The 17,508-nt window shown below is 52.1% G+C and carries 14 protein-coding genes; 6 read left to right on the top strand and 8 right to left on the bottom strand.

The features are described from left to right. Positions 1–111 precede the first annotated feature (111 nt). Positions 112–2,193 carry a serine/threonine-protein kinase gene (locus tag JMI88_RS23715; protein WP_201364447.1) on the top strand — a complete coding sequence of 694 codons (2,082 nt, stop codon included), beginning with the start codon at positions 112–114 and terminating at the stop codon, positions 2,191–2,193. Between the two features lie 135 nt (positions 2,194–2,328). Continuing rightward, a complete protein-coding gene (locus JMI88_RS23720) occupies positions 2,329–3,477 on the top strand; it encodes an acyl-CoA dehydrogenase family protein (RefSeq protein ID WP_201364448.1) in 1,149 nt (382 codons plus the stop codon). 138 nt (positions 3,478–3,615) lie between these two features. Here JMI88_RS23720 and JMI88_RS23725 read toward each other — a convergent pair whose 3' ends face one another. Further along, positions 3,616–4,782: an MGDG synthase family glycosyltransferase gene (locus tag JMI88_RS23725; protein ID WP_201364449.1), complete on the bottom strand. Its 1,167-nt coding sequence runs from the start codon at positions 4,780–4,782 to the stop codon at positions 3,616–3,618. Between the two features lie 309 nt (positions 4,783–5,091). Between JMI88_RS23725 and JMI88_RS23730 the strand changes: the two genes are divergently transcribed. Then, complete coding sequence (locus JMI88_RS23730) at positions 5,092–6,048, top strand: alpha/beta fold hydrolase (RefSeq protein WP_201364450.1); 957 nt, start codon at positions 5,092–5,094, stop codon at positions 6,046–6,048. A 72-nt stretch (positions 6,049–6,120) separates the two neighbouring features. On the opposite strand, the gene JMI88_RS23735 is transcribed toward JMI88_RS23730, so the two are convergent. Next, complete coding sequence (locus tag JMI88_RS23735; protein ID WP_201364451.1) at positions 6,121–6,642, bottom strand: hypothetical protein; 522 nt, start codon at positions 6,640–6,642, stop codon at positions 6,121–6,123. 185 nt (positions 6,643–6,827) lie between these two features. Between JMI88_RS23735 and yabN the strand changes: the two genes are divergently transcribed. After that, the gene (gene yabN, locus JMI88_RS23740) at positions 6,828–8,348 is read left to right on the top strand and encodes a bifunctional methyltransferase/pyrophosphohydrolase YabN (RefSeq protein ID WP_201364452.1); all 1,521 of its coding nucleotides are present in this window, start codon (positions 6,828–6,830) and stop codon (positions 8,346–8,348) included. Between the two features lie 265 nt (positions 8,349–8,613). Here the strand turns inward: yabN and JMI88_RS23745 are convergent, their stop codons facing one another. After that, on the bottom strand, positions 8,614–9,792 hold the full coding sequence (locus JMI88_RS23745; RefSeq protein WP_236023026.1) for a citrate synthase/methylcitrate synthase: 1,179 nt from the start codon (positions 9,790–9,792) through the stop codon (positions 8,614–8,616). Positions 9,793–10,060: 268 nt separating this feature from the next. Here JMI88_RS23745 and JMI88_RS23750 point away from each other — a divergent pair, with 268 nt between their 5' ends. Next, complete coding sequence (locus tag JMI88_RS23750) at positions 10,061–10,318, top strand: helix-turn-helix domain-containing protein (protein WP_201364453.1); 258 nt, start codon at positions 10,061–10,063, stop codon at positions 10,316–10,318. A 66-nt stretch (positions 10,319–10,384) separates the two neighbouring features. On the opposite strand, the gene JMI88_RS23755 is transcribed toward JMI88_RS23750, so the two are convergent. From JMI88_RS23755 to JMI88_RS23770, 4 genes are all read right to left on the bottom strand, one after another. Continuing rightward, positions 10,385–11,794, bottom strand: coding sequence for a DUF58 domain-containing protein (locus tag JMI88_RS23755; protein ID WP_201364454.1), 1,410 nt, complete (start codon positions 11,792–11,794; stop codon positions 10,385–10,387). Next, complete coding sequence (locus tag JMI88_RS23760) at positions 11,791–12,750, bottom strand: AAA family ATPase (protein ID WP_201364455.1); 960 nt, start codon at positions 12,748–12,750, stop codon at positions 11,791–11,793. Before JMI88_RS23760 ends, JMI88_RS23755 begins: the two co-directional genes overlap by 4 nt. 98 nt (positions 12,751–12,848) lie before the next feature. Continuing rightward, positions 12,849–13,694 (bottom strand): hypothetical protein, encoded by an 846-nt coding sequence (locus JMI88_RS23765; RefSeq protein ID WP_201364456.1) that lies wholly within the window; start codon positions 13,692–13,694, stop codon positions 12,849–12,851. 384 nt (positions 13,695–14,078) lie between these two features. Continuing rightward, positions 14,079–14,987, bottom strand: coding sequence for a glycosyltransferase family 9 protein (locus tag JMI88_RS23770; RefSeq protein WP_201364457.1), 909 nt, complete (start codon positions 14,985–14,987; stop codon positions 14,079–14,081). Between the two features lie 293 nt (positions 14,988–15,280). Here JMI88_RS23770 and purH point away from each other — a divergent pair, with 293 nt between their 5' ends. Beyond that, complete coding sequence (gene purH / locus JMI88_RS23775) at positions 15,281–16,852, top strand: bifunctional phosphoribosylaminoimidazolecarboxamide formyltransferase/IMP cyclohydrolase (RefSeq protein ID WP_201364458.1); 1,572 nt, start codon at positions 15,281–15,283, stop codon at positions 16,850–16,852. A 194-nt stretch (positions 16,853–17,046) separates the two neighbouring features. Here the strand turns inward: purH and JMI88_RS23780 are convergent, their stop codons facing one another. Next, the gene (locus tag JMI88_RS23780) at positions 17,047–17,436 is read right to left on the bottom strand and encodes a hypothetical protein (RefSeq protein WP_201364459.1); all 390 of its coding nucleotides are present in this window, start codon (positions 17,434–17,436) and stop codon (positions 17,047–17,049) included. Between the last annotated feature and the right edge of the window lie 72 nt (positions 17,437–17,508).

Raw genomic sequence — 17,508 nt, forward strand, 5'->3', positions numbered from 1 at the left:
CATAATGACAAGAGGTATAAGTAGTGGCATTCCTCTTGACAACGCTTATGCATTTGTACTACTTTACTTGAGGATTACTATTTTGGTACAAATGTTTTTATTGGGAGTTTGATGGCACTTTCATCTCACGTGTTTTGTGATCATTGTGGCGCTGCGAATCGCGAACAGGCCCTTTTTTGCCGGGCGTGTGGACAGTCGCTGCGTCTTTCTGCTGCCCCGGTGAACAGTTCGACTCTGACTGGCTTGCTGACGGCGCAGGCCATGCTGAAGCGGCGTTATCTGATTCTGGGCCAGGCCGGGCGTGGTGGCTTTGGGGCAGTCTATAAGGCTTCAGATTTAGAGTTTGGTAACCGCCTGGTAGCCATTAAAGAGATGAGCCAGAGTACATTGAACTCAAAAGAACTGGAAGAGGCTGTGGCCTCGTTCAAACACGAGGCCATGCTCCTGGCGGGCCTGACCCATCCCAATCTGCCTCGCATCTATGATCAATTTATGGAGGGCGGCCGCTCCTATCTGGTGATGGATTTTATCGATGGCGAGACCCTGGAGGATCGTTTGCAACGCCTGGGCGGGGCGAAATTGCCCATTGAGAAGGTGCTGGATATTGCTTTACAGTTGTGTGGGGTGCTTGAATATCTCCATACGCGCCAGCCGCCGATCATTTTTCGCGACCTGAAGCCCGCCAACATTATGTTGACTTCGACCGGCCATCTCTACCTGATTGATTTTGGTATCGCCCGTAATTTTACGCCCGGTAAAGAGAAAGATACGACCGCATTGGGCTCTTATGGTTATGCGCCGCCCGAGCAATACGGTAAATCCCAGACCACTGTGCGCGCGGATATCTATAGCATGGGGGCGACGCTGCACCAGTTGCTGACGGGTGAAGATCCATCCGAGACGCCCTTTCAGTTTTCTCAGCTTCATCTACAGGATGAGCGGCTCGCGTCCCTGGCAAGTATGGTGATGAGTATGGTCTGTGTGGATGTCACTAAACGTCCCGCCGATATCGCTCAGGTGCGCCAGGAGTTGCAGGCTGTGACTATGCAATATACACTGGGCCAGACCTTGCCGCGTATGACCTTGAATGGCTCATCTCAGATGCCTACTGTATCCTCGTTGCTGGCTCCGCTGCCGTTAAAGCCGGAGCCCACCGCAGCTTCCCAGATGGCTGTGTATCAAGCGCCACCCGTGGTACCTAAAACACCAACCGGCAAACGCTCTGCCCGGCGCACGGGACCCCCCCAGGTGTTTCCACAGGCGAACATGCTCTATGTCTGTATGGGGCATGCTACCCGGATTACGGCGCTGGCCTGGTCGCCCGATGGTAAATATCTGGCTTCGGCCAGTTATGATAAAACGGTACAAATCTGGGAAGCCGCCAACGGCACACATCTTCTCACCTACAAAAAACACACAGAGCGCGTAAATGGCGTGTGCTGGTCGCCAGATAGTCAAATGGTCGCCTCGGCCTCCGATGACCATAAAGTGTGTCTATGGAGGCCCTTGACGGGCAAAACAGAGTATGTTTTTGCCGGACATAGCGGCGCGGTTAAAGCTGTCGCCTGGTCGTCTGATGGTCTATCACTGGCATCGGCGGGACAGGATGCGCAGGTATTGGTCTGGCAGGCTCAAGAGCCTGGCCACGAGGTCAGCGTGACGTATCAAGAGCATACCGCTCCCGTCAGTACACTGGCCTGGTCGCCTGATGGACACATGATCGCTTCGGCTGGCGAGGACAATTGTGTCCGTATCTGGGAGCCCGGTCGCGTGCACCAGAAGCGGTCATTTTTGAGTTCCCTTTTTTTTCCGGCTCCTAGCCAGAGAATATTGCGTGGTTATAATGGTAACGTCCTCGCCCTGGCCTGGTCGCCGAACAACCGTTACCTGGCTACTGCCAGTAGCGACTATCGGGTACGCATCGACGGCGCCCTGAGCAATTATCCAGTCGCCACCTTAAGGATTGATAATTCGACCCTCAAAAATGCGTTGGCCTGGTCCCCTTCGGGACAGCACCTGGCCATTGGCGGCAACGACAAACTGGTCCATCTCTGGAATATCGCTGCCAAAAAAGAAACATACAGCTATCACGGTCACAGTGGTTACGTCCAGAGCATCGTCTGGTCCCCCGATGGGAGCCGCATTGCCTCCGCTGGTGTAGACCGCACCATCCAGGTCTGGCAAGCCAAATAAAAATTTTTATATTCCTTCCTTTTTTCTTGCATATTCTGGTAACATATGCTACGTCTATGTATAAGTGTTTCCGTGTAATGACTGCCGGAAATAGTGCGCTTTGTGCTGGAAGAAAGAGAAAAAGGAGCACATTTAATGCAATTCGAACTCAATGAAGAGCAAACGGATATTCGCGACATGGTGCGTCGCTTTACTGCACAAGAAATTACTCCCCAGGCTGAGTTATGGGATGAGCAAGAGCATTTTCCACGTGAAATATTTGGCAAAATGGCTGAACTGGGCCTGCTGGGGATGACGGTACCTGAAGAATATGGTGGCATCATGCTGGACCGTCAGTCCTGTGCCCTGGTCTATGAAGAGTTGGCTCGTGGTGATATGGCAACGGCCGTTGGCCTGGGGGTGCATAATATGGTGTCTGGTGCGCTCTCGCACTTCGCCAGTGAGGAGCAGAGGCAACGCTGGTTGCCACGCATGGTTAGCGGTGAGCTGTTTGGAGCCTTTTCGCTCAGCGAGGCTGGCTCGGGCTCTGACGCGGCCGGTTTACAATGCCAGGCGGAAAAGCAGGCAGATGGTTATTTGATCAATGGCTCTAAAATGTGGGTTACCAATGGTGGCGAGGCTGATATCTATTTATTGATGGCGCGCAGCAGTGCCGGTAGGAGCTCCTCCGGCATTTCCTGCTTTGTGGTAGAGAAAGGCAGTGCCGGTTTTTCCTTTGGCAAGCGCGAACGCAAAATGGGCCTGCATTCCTCTCCCACCCGCGAATTGCTATTCGAGAACTGCCTGGTGCCGGTTGAGCAACGCATTGGTGAAGAAGGCCATGGCTTTAAGCTGGCCCTCTCGGTACTGGATGGCGGACGTGTCAATGTCGGTGCCATCGCGGTCGGCGTAGCCCAGGCTGCCTTTGACGTGGCCTGTGCCTATGCTCGCGAGCGCGAACAGTTTGGCCAGGCCATTGGTGCCTTCCAGGGCATTCAGTTTATGCTGGCCGATATGGCCATGAAGATCGAGGCGGCCCGCCTGCTGGTCTATGAAGCAGCCTATAAAATGGACCGGGGTGAGTCAGCCAGTATGTACGCCTCAATGGCTAAATGTTTTGCCACTGATATGGCGATGGAGGTCACAACAAACGCCGTCCAGGTATTGGGTGGTGCCGGCTACGTGAGAGACTATCCAGTTGAGCGTTATATGCGGGATATCAAGATCTCCCAGATCTTTGAGGGCACCAATCAAATCCAGCGCATCGTGATTGCGCGCCATGTGTTGGGCAACCTCCAACGATAAATCCATAGGTTCGGACGAGCATGCCGGGGGCATGATCTCCTCCTGGCCTCCGATTGGCTCGGCATTGATCATGTCGGGGTCATTGTCACCGGGTCGCCGAGCCGTGAGGCAGGCAATAATCGGAGGCCAGCTCCGAACCTATGTGAGGATTTGACGGAGCAGTGGGACAATCAAGGCCGTCTGGGTATTGTTCCACTGCTGATAGGCGGCCACCGTTTGCTCCATCTTCTGTAGAACCTCGCGCTGTGCTACTAGCTTCTTTAGCAGCGTGCACTGCTCAGCCAGGGTCAGTGTCACCCAGCCCAGTTGATGCTGCCGGATAAACTCCAGATTGGCCTCTTCTTGCCCTGGGATATACGTAGTGGCGATAAATGGCTTGCCCAATGTCACTGCCTCAAAGAGCATATTCGGCCCGGCTTTGCCCATGATCACATCTGCCGCAGCCATGTAGGTTGCAATATCTTTGGTGAAAGGGAGAGGATAGACATTTTTTACCTGTCGGAAACGCGCCTGTAGCGCCTGATTGGTACCGGTTGCCAGAATGATTTGTAGCTGTTCGTCGGTGCCCAGGAGCTGTTCTATCGCCTGACCAAACTGGGCGGACCCCTCGCCTCCGCCCTGCAAGAAGACCGTGAAATAGGCGGGATTGAGCCCTAGCTGTTGCAATATGCTGGTCCGACTGGCAGCAGTGGCCTGTGTAGCTTGCTGACTAAATTGTGCGCGTACCGGCCAGCCCACCTGGTGAAGGCGTGCTGGTATAAAACCGGCCTCTATTGCCCGTTGATACGTTTCTTTCGTCGGCGCCAGCGCCGCGCTGGCTTCCTTCTCCGTCAACCAGGAAGCATGTAACGCTTTGGGATCAGTAAAGAGCATCACAAACGGGATCGCTGTTTTCAGGCTTTTTAACACCTGCATCACTTCCCGGGTCAAAAAAGGATAGGTCGTAATGATTAGCGCGGGCCGCAAACGCTGGATAGCTGTCCGCAGGGCGCGGGCCACTAGTAGCGTAAAGACACCATGGGCTACGCGCGCCCGAGCAGGAGTATCAATCAAGCGGAACTCAGCCGACCAGAGCCAGAGCGCATAACGACTGACCAATCGATAATGCCAGTGGAAGAAACTGGACTGTGGGTCTAGGATCTCGATCTGTAAGTTTTCATCCGCTTGTAGCTGATCGCGCAGAGATTCAGCGAGGCTTACATGGCCGCCTCCAGTTTTTGATGTAAGAATCAAGATGGTACGCATTCTGCTATGATTGTTCTCCTCTCGCTCCCTTTTGCGGACGCGCGCAACAAAGATCCCCATTGTTATGGGTTCACCATCTCGACTATACCATATTTCATTTGCACTGACTATGATGCCTCTATATTTCTTGGCGCATACGTTGCCCTATGGTAAAATGGTTCATACCCATTACTATTGGGCAACACTTTATCACCTTTCGCTACTCATCTGAGGGGATATTCGTAATTCTAATGTAGGAGAGATATGTCTTTTTTTGTTTATTGCCGGAAATAGGGTAAGTTGAAGGCAATTATTGGGAGAAGATGTATCCGGTGGGTAGTTAAATCATTGGCCTGTGCCAGATGGCACTTTGATGGAAGCGAAAGAACTATGCTACGTTACCGACTTGAAGGAAGTGGACCACCCCTCCTCCTCATTCACGGTTGGGGCGTGACCTTTGCAATATGGCAAAATTTGGCCCCATTATTAAAATCGCATTTTCAATTAATCATGATTGAATTACCTGGCCTCGGCGGTTCTCCACACGTTGCGGCAGATGAGCCTTATTATCAAATATGTGCCGAGGCGATTGAAGAGGTCCGTCAATTTTTAAGTATTGAACACTGGGCAATGCTGGCATATTCATCTGGTACGCGCGCTGCAGAGGCCTATGTCAAGCGCTATCCACAGTCTGTTGGCCATGCTATCTTCTTGTGCCCAACCTATATTCTGGAAATCTGGGCTTTATTTGTCCGTTTATTAGATGGTCCCCATTCTCCAGCGTTGATGCAATGGGTCTTCTCTGATTGGCGGCTCCATAGCCTGGTACGCGCCCTCGGTTTTAACTGGCAGCAGCACCAATACACCTATGTCTGGAAAAAGGAGATTGAGCTACAGCCAATCGATATTCTGGTGCGCTCACTGTGCGAGATGCCTGGTCAAGGCCGTACCCCTTTTTATGTACCATCGATTCCTACGCTCTTCATCTGGGGAGGGCGCGATGCCTTGATTGCGCGTCCACGGCACCTGGGACCACATGACGTCGTGATTCCTGCCAATCATAGCGCCCCTATGCTGGCTGCGCCCTATGTGGCGGAGGTGGTACTACCCTTCCTGACCGAAGGTCGCATTGTAAATGTCTCAAAACCCAGGGTGAAGCGTCCCAGGCGGCCATTGCGATTGGATGCTGGCCAGGGCAAATTGCGTCCCATTGAGTATAAGCAATGGTTGAAACGGCAGGGGAAAAAGCCCGGGCAGCGGCGGCGCTTCACCTTGAAGCGACAGGCTGGTCTACAAACTTCCAGGAACTCGGATCAACGGAGTAGCTCACGTGGCGCCCAGCGTTGAATATACCTGTAGCGTAACGCAGCCAAAACAGGGGATCCATAAGCGATCCCCTGTTGTATGATAGCAAATAAATTAATGTTGGGTCGCGGCTTGCAGTTCGCTTTTGATGGCTTGTGTTGCACTGGCACGCAATGAGGCAAGTTGATTATTTGAGATCTGCGTGTTGGTCTTCGGATCAAAGACCGCGTCGTCGCGCTGGCAGTAGTATAGACTCTTCCACTGAGCCGTAGCTTTATCCCAGGCTGGGTAGAGCTCAACCGCCTCATTGTCGCCGCGCACAACGCGTTGGAAAGACCAGTAGGAAACCGCGAGTGCCGTCACAATAAGGATAAGTGTAATAACGAGGAGAATTAACTGAAGGATTTGCGGGAAGTTGCTTCCCAGCCCACCGATCAGGGTAATAATAAGAAAGAGACAGATGCCAATAAAAAGCCCACACACAGTAACGGGTTTCATCATGGATACATTACGTGTAGGCATATCCGGCGGGGCACAACGGGCCACACCAGAGTTATATGCTGCTTGCATAGTCTTGACCTGGTCTGCTTGATTGCAAACCGGACAAGTGGGTTTTGTGCTGTCAGCGGACACCATCGAGAACCTCCTTGTAGTGCTTATTCATTGAATAAGCAACCTTTGCTGTATTGTTATAGAAATAGCATAGCACGTTGCTTCATATTCGACAATGCTGAGATCTCTCCATCCCATTATTTGACACAGTTTTGCGCAACCAGTACACTTACCACCAGCACGGTGGAGTAAGGAGAGGATCTTTTTTTATGACTGACACGACTGCATCAGCGATCACAATTGTTGGCCTGGGGCCTGGTAGCATACATGATCTGACAGTGGAGGCGCGCCGCGTACTCGCACAGGCGGCCGAGCGTGATCAAACCGTATACTTTCGTACTATTATTCACCCTACAGTTGAGCCATTGAAGTTAGATATACCTAAATTACGTATAGAATCCTTTGATAGACTCTATGATGAGTCGGATGATTGGAGCTCATTATACCAACAAATTGCCACGGAAGTCTGTGACCTGGCGGCCAAACAGCCAGTTATTTATACGGTCCCCGGCCATCCCCTGGTTGGTGAGACCTCTGTCCAGCTGGTGCTTGAGCTGGCGCGGCAGCGCGGATTATCAACCCGCATCGTTTCTGGCCTTTCTTTTATCGAGCCAGTCTGTAACCTGCTGGCCCTGGACCCCTTTGAGGTGGGAGCCCAGATCGTTGATGCGACCAACCTGGCTTTCTCGCATCGCGATGAGGTGGCGGGCAAGATCATTCCGACCATTCCTTTGATGATTGTTCAGGTCTATAATCGTCGCCTGGCCAGCGAGGTTAAATTAGCGCTGGGCGAGTGCTATCCCGATGAATGGCCAGTCAAGCTGGTGCGGGCCGCTGGCGTCGGAGAAGACGAGGCGGTGATTGAGATGCCGCTTTATGAGCTGGATCGCAATAATTTTGCCAATCATTTGAGCACGCTCTATGTACCTCCTGTCAGTGAGCTGTCGGCCCTGCGCCTGCCTGAAACCTTACGCTATATTACTATGCGCCTGCGCCGCGAGCCTGATGGGTGTCCCTGGGACCGCCAGCAAACGCACGATAGTTTGAAGCGCTACGTGATTGAGGAGACCTATGAGGTGGTGGAGGCGCTCGAAGAAAATAATATGGATAAGCTGGCGGAAGAGCTCGGAGATCTATTGCTCCAGGTCTACCTGCACTCCGAAGTTGGCCGCCAGGCGGACGAATTTTCGATCGGGGATGTCTATGAGCATATCAATGCCAAGCTGATTCGTCGCCACCCCCATGTCTTTGGCGATGTCGAGGTACAGAACGCCGGCCAGGTGGTGCAGAACTGGGAAGAGATTAAGAAGCAGGAGCGCGCTTCAGCCGGAATGGATACCGTGAATGAGAGCGTGCTGGATCGTGTGCCACAGGCCACGCCAGCCTTGATGGTGGCGCAAGAGTATCAGAAACGCGTAGTGAAAACCGGCTTTGAGTTTACGTCGCTACAGGACGTCTATGCCAAGCTGGAAGAAGAATTGGAAGAGATCAAAAGGGCCACCTCGCCCGATGAGCAATTGGAAGAGATAGGGGATGTGCTCTTTATGGTGGCCAAGCTGGCGCGTTTCCTCAAAATTGATGCTGAGGAGGCGCTGCGCCTTGCCAATCGTAAGTTTCGTCGGCGCTTTCAAGCTATGGAGGTGATGGCCAAAGCCGAGGGACGCCCACTGACCTCATATAGCACCCCTGAATGGGAAGCGTTGTGGGCGCGCGCCAAAGAAGGGCAGTAGAACTAACAGCGTGTCTGATTCCCACGCCCATCGTGGTCTCTTTGCCTCACGCTACGCTCCTACGAAGCTCAAAAGAGGTTTTTATGTTGGTGCAAAACGTGCGCACAGCGCACGTTTTGCACCAACATAAAAAAGAGAGTGGGGACGCCTGCGTTCCCCAGGCCCAGGGGCGCTCTGATTCCCAGTATGTTGGGAGTCTGACACATTCAAACGTTTTGAGCGCCGAAGGCGCGAACCCTATAGCTCGGGCGCGTGAGCGCTCATATTATGAGCGCTCGGCCAGGGGAACAAAGGTTTCGTTCAACGTACCGGTATATTCGGCTTCAGGTCGAATCAGGCGGTTATTGTTGACCTGTTCCAGAATATGAGCGGTCCAGCCGGCACAGCGACTGACGGCGAATGTCGGAGTAAAGAGGTCTCCACTCAGACCCACAGCCTTCATCAGGGCGGCTGAATAAAATTCGACGTTGGTATACAGGCGACGGCCGGGTTTCAATTCATCCAACAAAGCAAGTGCGGTCTTTTCCACATGGTGCGCGAGCTTGAAGTCCTCTGGATCGGCCACGCGAGCCATTTCGCGCAACTCTTCAGCGCGCGGATCAGCGGTCTTATAGACGCGATGGCCAAAGCCCATCAAGCGACCACCATGGGTAATTGCATCGCGAATCCAGGGATCTGCATTCTCGATGCTGCCGATGGTTCGTAGCATATCCTGTACTTTAGAGGGGGCGCCACCATGCAGTGGACCCTTTAAAGCTCCCAGAGCGGCTACCAGTGAAGAAACAATATCGGACTCAGTGCTGGCAACGATACGGGCCGTGAATGTCGAAGCATTCATGCCATGATCGGCAAGCAGTACCAGGTAGGAATTTAACCCCTTGACATGCTCCTCTTTCGGCACCTCGCCTGTTAGCAAATAGAGATAGTTTGCTGCATGCCCCAGCTCTGAACGCGACTCCAGGATCTCTTTTCCGTGACGCAGGCGGTTAAATGCCGCCAGAATCAACGGGAAGCGTGCCGTCACAGCGATAGCCTGGTCGATCGTTGGTTTCCCGGAAATACTGACTGCGCCCCAGGCGGAAACCGCGGTGCGTAACACATCCATTGGCTCGGTAGTGCTGGGAAGCTCGCGGATCGCCTGCAGAACGGTCTCGGGCAATGAACGTTCCGCTACAAATTTCTGGTGTAGATCCGAGAGCTCTTTCTGGGTAGGAAGATGTCCAAACCAGAGCAAGTGAGCAACTTCTTCAAAGCTGCAGGTACGGGCCAGGTCATGAATATCATAACCGCGATAAACCAGGCGTCCGGCGGTGCCATCTACCTTGCTGATAGCGGTCGTGGCAGCAACGATTCCCTCTAATCCACCTTTGTTTGGCTTTACCGGGGGAGTGGTTGCATTATCTTTTTGAGGGGTGTTTCCTGTATCTGGTATCGTCATTGACATTGTATATCTGCTCCTTTGCTTTTATGATAATACTGATCAAATACATTCATCTCTTGTTAGTTGTATCATCTATGCCCATGGATGTCAATGAAACTTGATGTTATTTGATTTATATTGATCATATCTGATAAGGCTTGATTTTTTAGCCTAAACATGCGATGATAAAAGGTAACATAAGATATTTAATACGTACCAGAGGGCACATTATCGGCTCAAAAGGTAAAATCGATAATTAAATACATGCGCGCTATGAAAGGAGGGCTGAGCCTTGATTGAGTTAAATGGTGAACATTATTTGGATGGACAAGAAGCTTCAACTTTGCTTGGCATAAAAATCTCAACCCTTTACACGTATGTCAGTCGAGGAATACTCAAGAGTTACCGCCAGGGGATCAAACGTCAGCGGCTCTACAAACAGGTAGAATTGGAAGCCCTCTTACGTTTACGGGCGAGCGATGATGCGACATCGCTTGATACGGTGGTACCTGAAATACCCTATGCCAGCGATTGGGTTTCCGACATCTAATCGTAGGTGCGCCCATCAATCGTATGATTTCGTCTAAAATCATACGATTGATGGGCGCACCTACGATTAGAGATTCAAACCTGCTATCTCAGTTTGAATCTCGTCTTTCTCTGGTTGTACGTTGCCATACGTTACCTGCAGATTATCCCAGGTCTCTTCGCCGCCCAGATAATAAACCGGGAAGCCGGCTATCCTGGTTGGTGGTGGATTATCTCCCACCAGCAGGAGTGAGACGGCATGGCCACTACGCTGCATGCGCAGCATAATCTCCATCAGGCGCTCACTGATGACATTAGTAATTACAATTACGGTTGCACCGTTGGATAGATGCGCACGCTCCCTCTGCATGGTCTCTTCCAGTGGTGTACCCATGTGTGGTTGAATGCGCGCCAGCGCTTCCATCAAGCGTTTGCGTTGCTCCTCACTCCTGGCCGGTGGGATACTGACCGTCCGGCGTTTGAGTTGTCTGGCAATCGTTTGTTGCAGATCGTGCTCGCCAGCTGCTTCGTCCATTGTTTGCTCCTCATCTTGCAGACTCATAGGGGTATTGGCATAGAGGCCCACCGTATAGCCCTCATCAAGTCCCCAGTTGCTAATGGAGGCCGCCGCGCATATTGCCAACTCCTGTAAGGCGGGGTGGATACTATAGTAGTTATCCAGTTTCACCGATGAGTTCAAGAAGATGGAGAGCGAATATGTGGTAGTGGATTCGTAGATCTTGCTTTGCAGTTCCTGAGTGCGTGCGGTTGCCTTCCAATCTACCCGGCGCAAGCTATCTCCATAGGCATAATCGCGGACACCTATGACGCGCGAAGGATCCTCCATGAAGCGTCTCCTGGTGCGGTAATCCCCAAATGGGCGTTGTGAAGGGAGATGGAAGCTACTGATGGGCACTACCAGGGGATAGACTACCATATGCTGTACCGCTTCATCCTGTAATTCGCGGCTGATAAAGCCAAAGAGATCTCCACTATGCAGTTTAGCTGGCCCAAAGGTATAAACGCCTCGATTAATACACTGTATTGTGTATGTGCGCGTGACTCGTTCGTACCAACGCAGACTGAAGAGGCTCTCCAGCGTTACTATGTTGCTGATCAGCGTTTTGCGAAAGGCTTGTCCTTTTAGTGGTAAGGCGCGTGGAATGCTATCATTGACCTGCAGGACAGGCAATGGCAGTAGTTTGGCGTTCTCAATCGAGATCGATAAAGTGATATCCTCACCGAATAAGACCCTGGTTTCGCTGAGGTGTCGCTGATAGCGCACCTCATGCAAACAATAGGTAGCCCAGATATCAGTAATCAGGAGGACGCACAGGAAAATACAGCTACAAACCAGGAGCAATGGTATGTGAGCCGGGATACTTATTAACAAGACGATGCCGCCTAGGAGATAGAGGTTTCTATTAATGTGGCTATCGCCTGTACCACTTTGTTGTTTGGCTTTGCGCTGACGCGGCGCAAGCTGGGCTTGTTTCATTGTTCAACCGGTACCGCTGTGCTATGCAGAATATCTACGATAACTTGATCCATATCACGTCCATGTAAACGCGACTGGGTGGTGGCGATAATGCGATGCGAAAGCACATTAGGAGCCAGGCGCTTCACATCATCTGGTATCACATAGTTACGTCCCTGGATGGCGGCCATCGCCTGGCTGGCCCGGTAGAGTGCCAGCGTACCGCGTGGGCTGACGCCTAACTCAACCTCGCTATGGTCACGGGTAGCATGAATCAATTCAACGATATAGTTTTCGATGCCCCCACTGACATAGACTTTGCGAATAGCATTTTGCAGGCGCGTCAATTGCTCTGCATCCACCACTGGTTTCAGTTCTTGCAGCGGTTGTGCCTCTTTGAAGCGACGCAAGATCTGGCGTTCCTCGTCTTTGTCAGGATAGTCAAGGCGCAGGCGCATCAGAAAACGGTCTAATTGTGCTTCTGGCAGGGGGAATGTGCCTTCAAGTTCAACGGGATTCTGTGTAGCCACGACCATAAAGGGTCGGGGAAGTGGCAGGCTGTTGCGCTCAATGCTGATCTGCCTTTCTTCCATGGCTTCCAGCAGGGCCGACTGTGTACGCGGGGTGGCGCGGTTGATTTCATCTGCCAGTACAATTTGGGAGAGCAAGGGGCCGGGCCGGAATTCGAATTCTCCCTTTTTCTGGTTGTAAAAAGTAATGCCTGTAATATCGGACGGCAGCAGGTCTGGTGTAAATTGAATGCGCTGAAAGCTACAGCCGAGCGAGCGCGCGAGAGCCTTGGCCATCGTTGTCTTGCCGATACCAGGCACATCTTCAAATAGCACATGGCCCTCACAGAGGAGCGCCACCACCAGGAACTGAATCACCTCATCCTTACCGATAATGACGCGGCTGACATTGTTCCCAATAGTGTGAGCCATACTCTGTATCGATCGAATTTCGTCGTTCTGTTCCATATATATTCCTATGCATTTGTGGTATATATCTTTTTATGTATCTTATATAGATTTATACGCACAAAGGAACGCAAAATTCACCAACTGTCCTATTAATATTACCCAATAATCTGTACTGTAGCTGGCTGCGAGTTTGCCTGTTGGCCATTTTGATCACGAGCCACAGCAATCAGGTGGGCAGTAATGGTCTGTGTGAAGCCGCCAAATGAGCGCTCATTGATCGACCAGGGAATGGTGGCTGTACCATTAGCATCTGCGACCACCGGGCTCGTTTGCTGGTAGGAAGGCGAAGCATTGTAGGTAATAAGCAGTCCCACTGCCGCGCCGGGTTTGGTTGTGACTGTGATGAAGACCGTGCTGTGGTTCCTCGCCTGTGCAGGCACATTGGCGAACTGAACGGTCAATGGTCCGTTATTGGGCACAGGAGTTGGTGTAGGAGCAACTGTAGGCTGAGGTATGGGCGTTGCGGTTGGCTGCGGTGTGGGTGTTGCGGTTGGCGTTGGCGTTGCGGTTGGCTGCAGCGTTGCGGTTGGTGTATTCTGTGGGCCGTTAGCTGTGGTCTGCGAATCGTTCTGATTGGGATTTGTAGCTGGTTTGTTTGTAAACGATGAAAAGGCGGTGCCAAGTAAAATAACGCCAAGGATACTGCTCAAAATTACCACCCCAATGGCGATAAAAAGTACTTTGTATGCAGGGTCTGAACGCCATAAATACGCGAGTTTGGTATACCATGGTCCTGGAGGGAGCGTTTGCGCTTTTTTTTTGTTGATTAGCTGTTCTGGCCGTATTGCTGGGCCTGGCCGCTGACCATGGTGAAATGGCGCTCTTGCCCCCTGCTGATAGGGAGAGTTGGGAGAAGCAGGATTGGCCTGGAACATTTCTGTTGGGGCATCATGTTGCCCTGGCATATCAGGTTGGTTGGGATTTGATGGACCGAGATTCATAACAAAGTCCTCCTCTCTATCGGGGGCTGCAGCAAGTAATAGTGCTGAAGATCAAATATATAACTGCTATGGATCGTAAAGAAATAGTTCCTTTTGCAGCATCCAGCGCTTTGTGTTAATAAGGTCAATGATAAGGAGTATATGCGATCTGCTTGCTCCTGTAAAATTTATAGTAAAAAGTGCTAATTATTTTCCGTGAACCTCCCCTCCATAGGTTCGGGCCTTGCGCCCGATTTCTCGCCCGAGGTCCGAAAACGCTCTCCCGTAGATTCGGGCCTTGCGCCCGATTTCTCGCCCGAGGCCCGAAAACGCTCTCCCGTAGATTCGGGCCTTGCGCCCGATTTCTCGCCCGAGGCCCGCAAAGACCCCGGAAAATACCCGGGGTTAGAGCAGGTCTGTGAGTGCCGCCAATACTATATCGGGGGATAGCTGGCTTAGTTGGGGGGCGCGTAGTGTTGTGACTGTTTGTCCCTGGGGTTGCCAGATCAGGGGGTTGCTGGGTCCAAATAGGGCGAGTGTGGGAAGACCAAGCAGGGCGGCCAGGTGGGTGATGCCCGCATCGTTGCCCAGGTAAGCACGACAATGTTGTAGCGCCCGGGCTACTGTTATCAGCGGGGCGTTGCTCAATTGCTGGAGCAATGATGGCTCGGGAGGTTCGGGTAATAGCTGGTACAGGTCGTGCTGCCGCGACTGTTCGGCGGGCCCTGTCAGCAAGAGTACCGGGATGTGCTGTTGCCATAACGCTATGATGATCTGGGCGAAGTGGGCGACCGGCCAGCACTTGGCCTGGCCTCCGCTGCCAGGATGAATGGCTACGGGTCCTGTATGATTGGCCGCCTGCCACGCATAGGCGGCGGGAACGGGCAAATGGTGTGCGATGGCGGCCTCCTCGCCAATGCTCTGGGCCAGATAGGTGCCAATGGACAGAGTGTATGAATCCGGTGGACGTCCTGGGACAACACTGTAACGTGGAATCCCGGCGGCCTGCAGGTTGGCTGTAATCGTGCCATCTGCATCTCTCAGCCAACAGATGGCCCTCTCTATGGTGCGCAGGAAGGGCTGCAGGTTCTGTTGATGTGAACCATCTGGCGATAGAAATAACTGACTCCAGCGTCGCTCCTCATAATTCGCAATATCATCCGCCAGCGTGAATGCCTGGAGCAGGGGCAGCACGGCAGCGTTGCCCACAACCGTGAGATGTGTGTCGGGTGCTCGGGTTCGCAGATAGTGCAGCAGCGGAAACGTCACCAGGGTATCACCGATGGCCCCAGGCCGTACAATGAGTATGCGCATAGCTTTCTTGCCCTCTCCTTGCCTGAGTGATTGAAAATGTAGCGATTGAAATTAGCGCTGATCAAGATCTCTTCTGACCAGGTGTGGGGCGGCCTGCTCCATAGTTGCGTTCGCCGTTCTATGTCTTGTGGAATATACTGATACAAACAAGCTATTACCGACTTTCTTTTAGAAACGTAAGCCTTATTATGAGTTGTTCTTTTTAGCGAACTTGCCCGTTATAGTATGGCGGCATTTGTACCTGGCATCTTTGTGGTTCGTTCTTATCCCTATACATCCCGAAAGGATGACCAATGAGAGCGATAATCAGTGTGGCTAACCGTGATGGCCTTTCTATGTTAGCACAGGAGCTACAGAGCCATCACGTAACCCTGTTCTCTACCAGTGGCACGCAGCAAGCACTAGCGGGAGAAGGTATTGAGGCTCTATCTGTCGATGAGTTGACCCACTTCCCTGAAATTTTAGATGGACGCGTAAAAACGCTGCATCCAGCTATTTTTGGTGGTATTCTGGCTCATCGTGGACTGGCCGAACATGAGAAGGAACTCAAGTTGCATCACATTGTACCTATCGATATTGTCGTAGTCAACCTGTATCCTTTCGTGGATACGGCGCGCGATTCCTCGACATCCCTGGATGAGGCTCTGGAGCAGATCGATATCGGTGGTGTGGCCCTGGTGCGCGCGGCCGCCAAAAATTTCCAGGATGTTGTGGTACTGGTACGTCCCCAGGATTATATTCCTGTATTGCAAGAGTGGCGCGAGCAGGGGGAGATAAGCCTGGAAACTCGACGTCGGCTGGCTGCGATCGCCTTTCAGCATACGGCGTGCTATGATTCTGCTATCGCCGAGTATTTGCGTGGACCGACAGGAGAACGTTTTCCGGAAGAATTGACCATTCCCCTGGAGCGCCTGCATATGTTGCGTTACGGTGAAAATCCGCACCAGCACGCAGCTTTCTATCGCTGGGCCGATGCTTCATCGGCTGGTACAAACCTCCCAACCCTGGCCGGCTGCGAAATTTTGCAGGGCAAAGAACTCTCATACAATAATTTGTTGGACCTCGACGCGGCTTTAAATATCGTACAAAGTTTTACCGCTCCAACCATTGCGATTGTCAAACACACCAATCCCTGTGGCCTGGCCTGTGGTGATACACTTGTCGAGGCCTATAAAAAGGCTCATGCGGGCGATCCGGTTTCCGCTTTTGGTGGGATCATCGGTAGCAATCGTTCCATTGATAAAGCGACTGCATTAGAGATCAGTCAACTATTTTATGAGGCCATCGTTGCTCCTGAATTTACCCCGGATGCGCGCCAGATTCTGGGACAGCGCAAGAATCTGCGGCTCCTGGCAACCCATCGTGCGATTGAGCCCAGGGCTATTAATACCCAGCTCCTGCTGAATGGACATGTGGAAGCCAGAACGGTCGGGGGAGGATTGCTGTTGCAGACGCCAGATTTTGTGGGGGATGGAGAGGTTGACTACCGTGCAGTGACTGAGCGCGATCCAACGTTGGAGGAGATTACCGATCTAATGTTTGCCTGGAAGGCGGTGCGGGGTGTCAAATCCAATGCCATCGTGCTGGCGCATAAACTGATGGTTGTTGGCGTTGGTGCCGGGCAGATGAACCGTGTTACCAGCGTACAACTGGCGGTAGCGAAAGCCGGTGAGCGGTCACGTGGGGCGGTTCTGGCCTCGGATGCTTTCTTCCCCTTCGCCGATGGGGTCGAGTGCGCCGCTAAAGCAGGCATCACCGCCATCATTCAACCAGGTGGATCGTTACGAGACGAAGAATCTATTCGTATGGCTAATAAACATGTTATCGCCATGATCTTTACTGGCAAACGTCACTTCAGACATTAATTAGAAAGTGCCGGGAGTCCGGCACTCTGAGGCTCTCGTCGTTCGCCAGCCTGGGGGCGCCACGCCCCCCTCTCTTTTTTCGGTATTTTACGATACATGCGCAATAGCGCATACATCGTAAAATACCGGGAATGACTTTGGTGTTCGGGTGCGCATTTGCGCACCCGAACACCAAAGTAAAAGATGCTTCGTGCTCAGGCAACGATCAAATCATCTGAGAAGAAACGTACCCAAAGTACTACCACGGCCAGGCCGCCGATCAGAGCGAAGAAACCGACTGCACCACCATTGGTATTGTTTGGATCTTTAAAGGGATAAAAAAGGATAAGGGAGAGCCAGACAATAGTCAATGTTGCGGTCGCACTAAGCTTCTTGGTTTCGGGACGTGCGTTGAGAAACAGGTGGTAGCAAGCAACGATCACCAGGCCGATGACTCCTAGCACCAGTTTAAGAGAAGTAAGGTTTGAGCCATCTCCCGACCAATCAATGACGAGAGAATCCTTCAGAAATATGAAAAGGCACATCCAGAGGATGGCAAGGACTACGCCCACGACCACCTTACGAATCTCCAATGGATTGTTCACAGTATACGGCTCCTTTCGAGGAGGACTTATTACAAGAAAAGGACGAGTCAGTGTGAATGCACACATCGTTTA

This window comes from Dictyobacter formicarum (assembly GCF_016587435.1).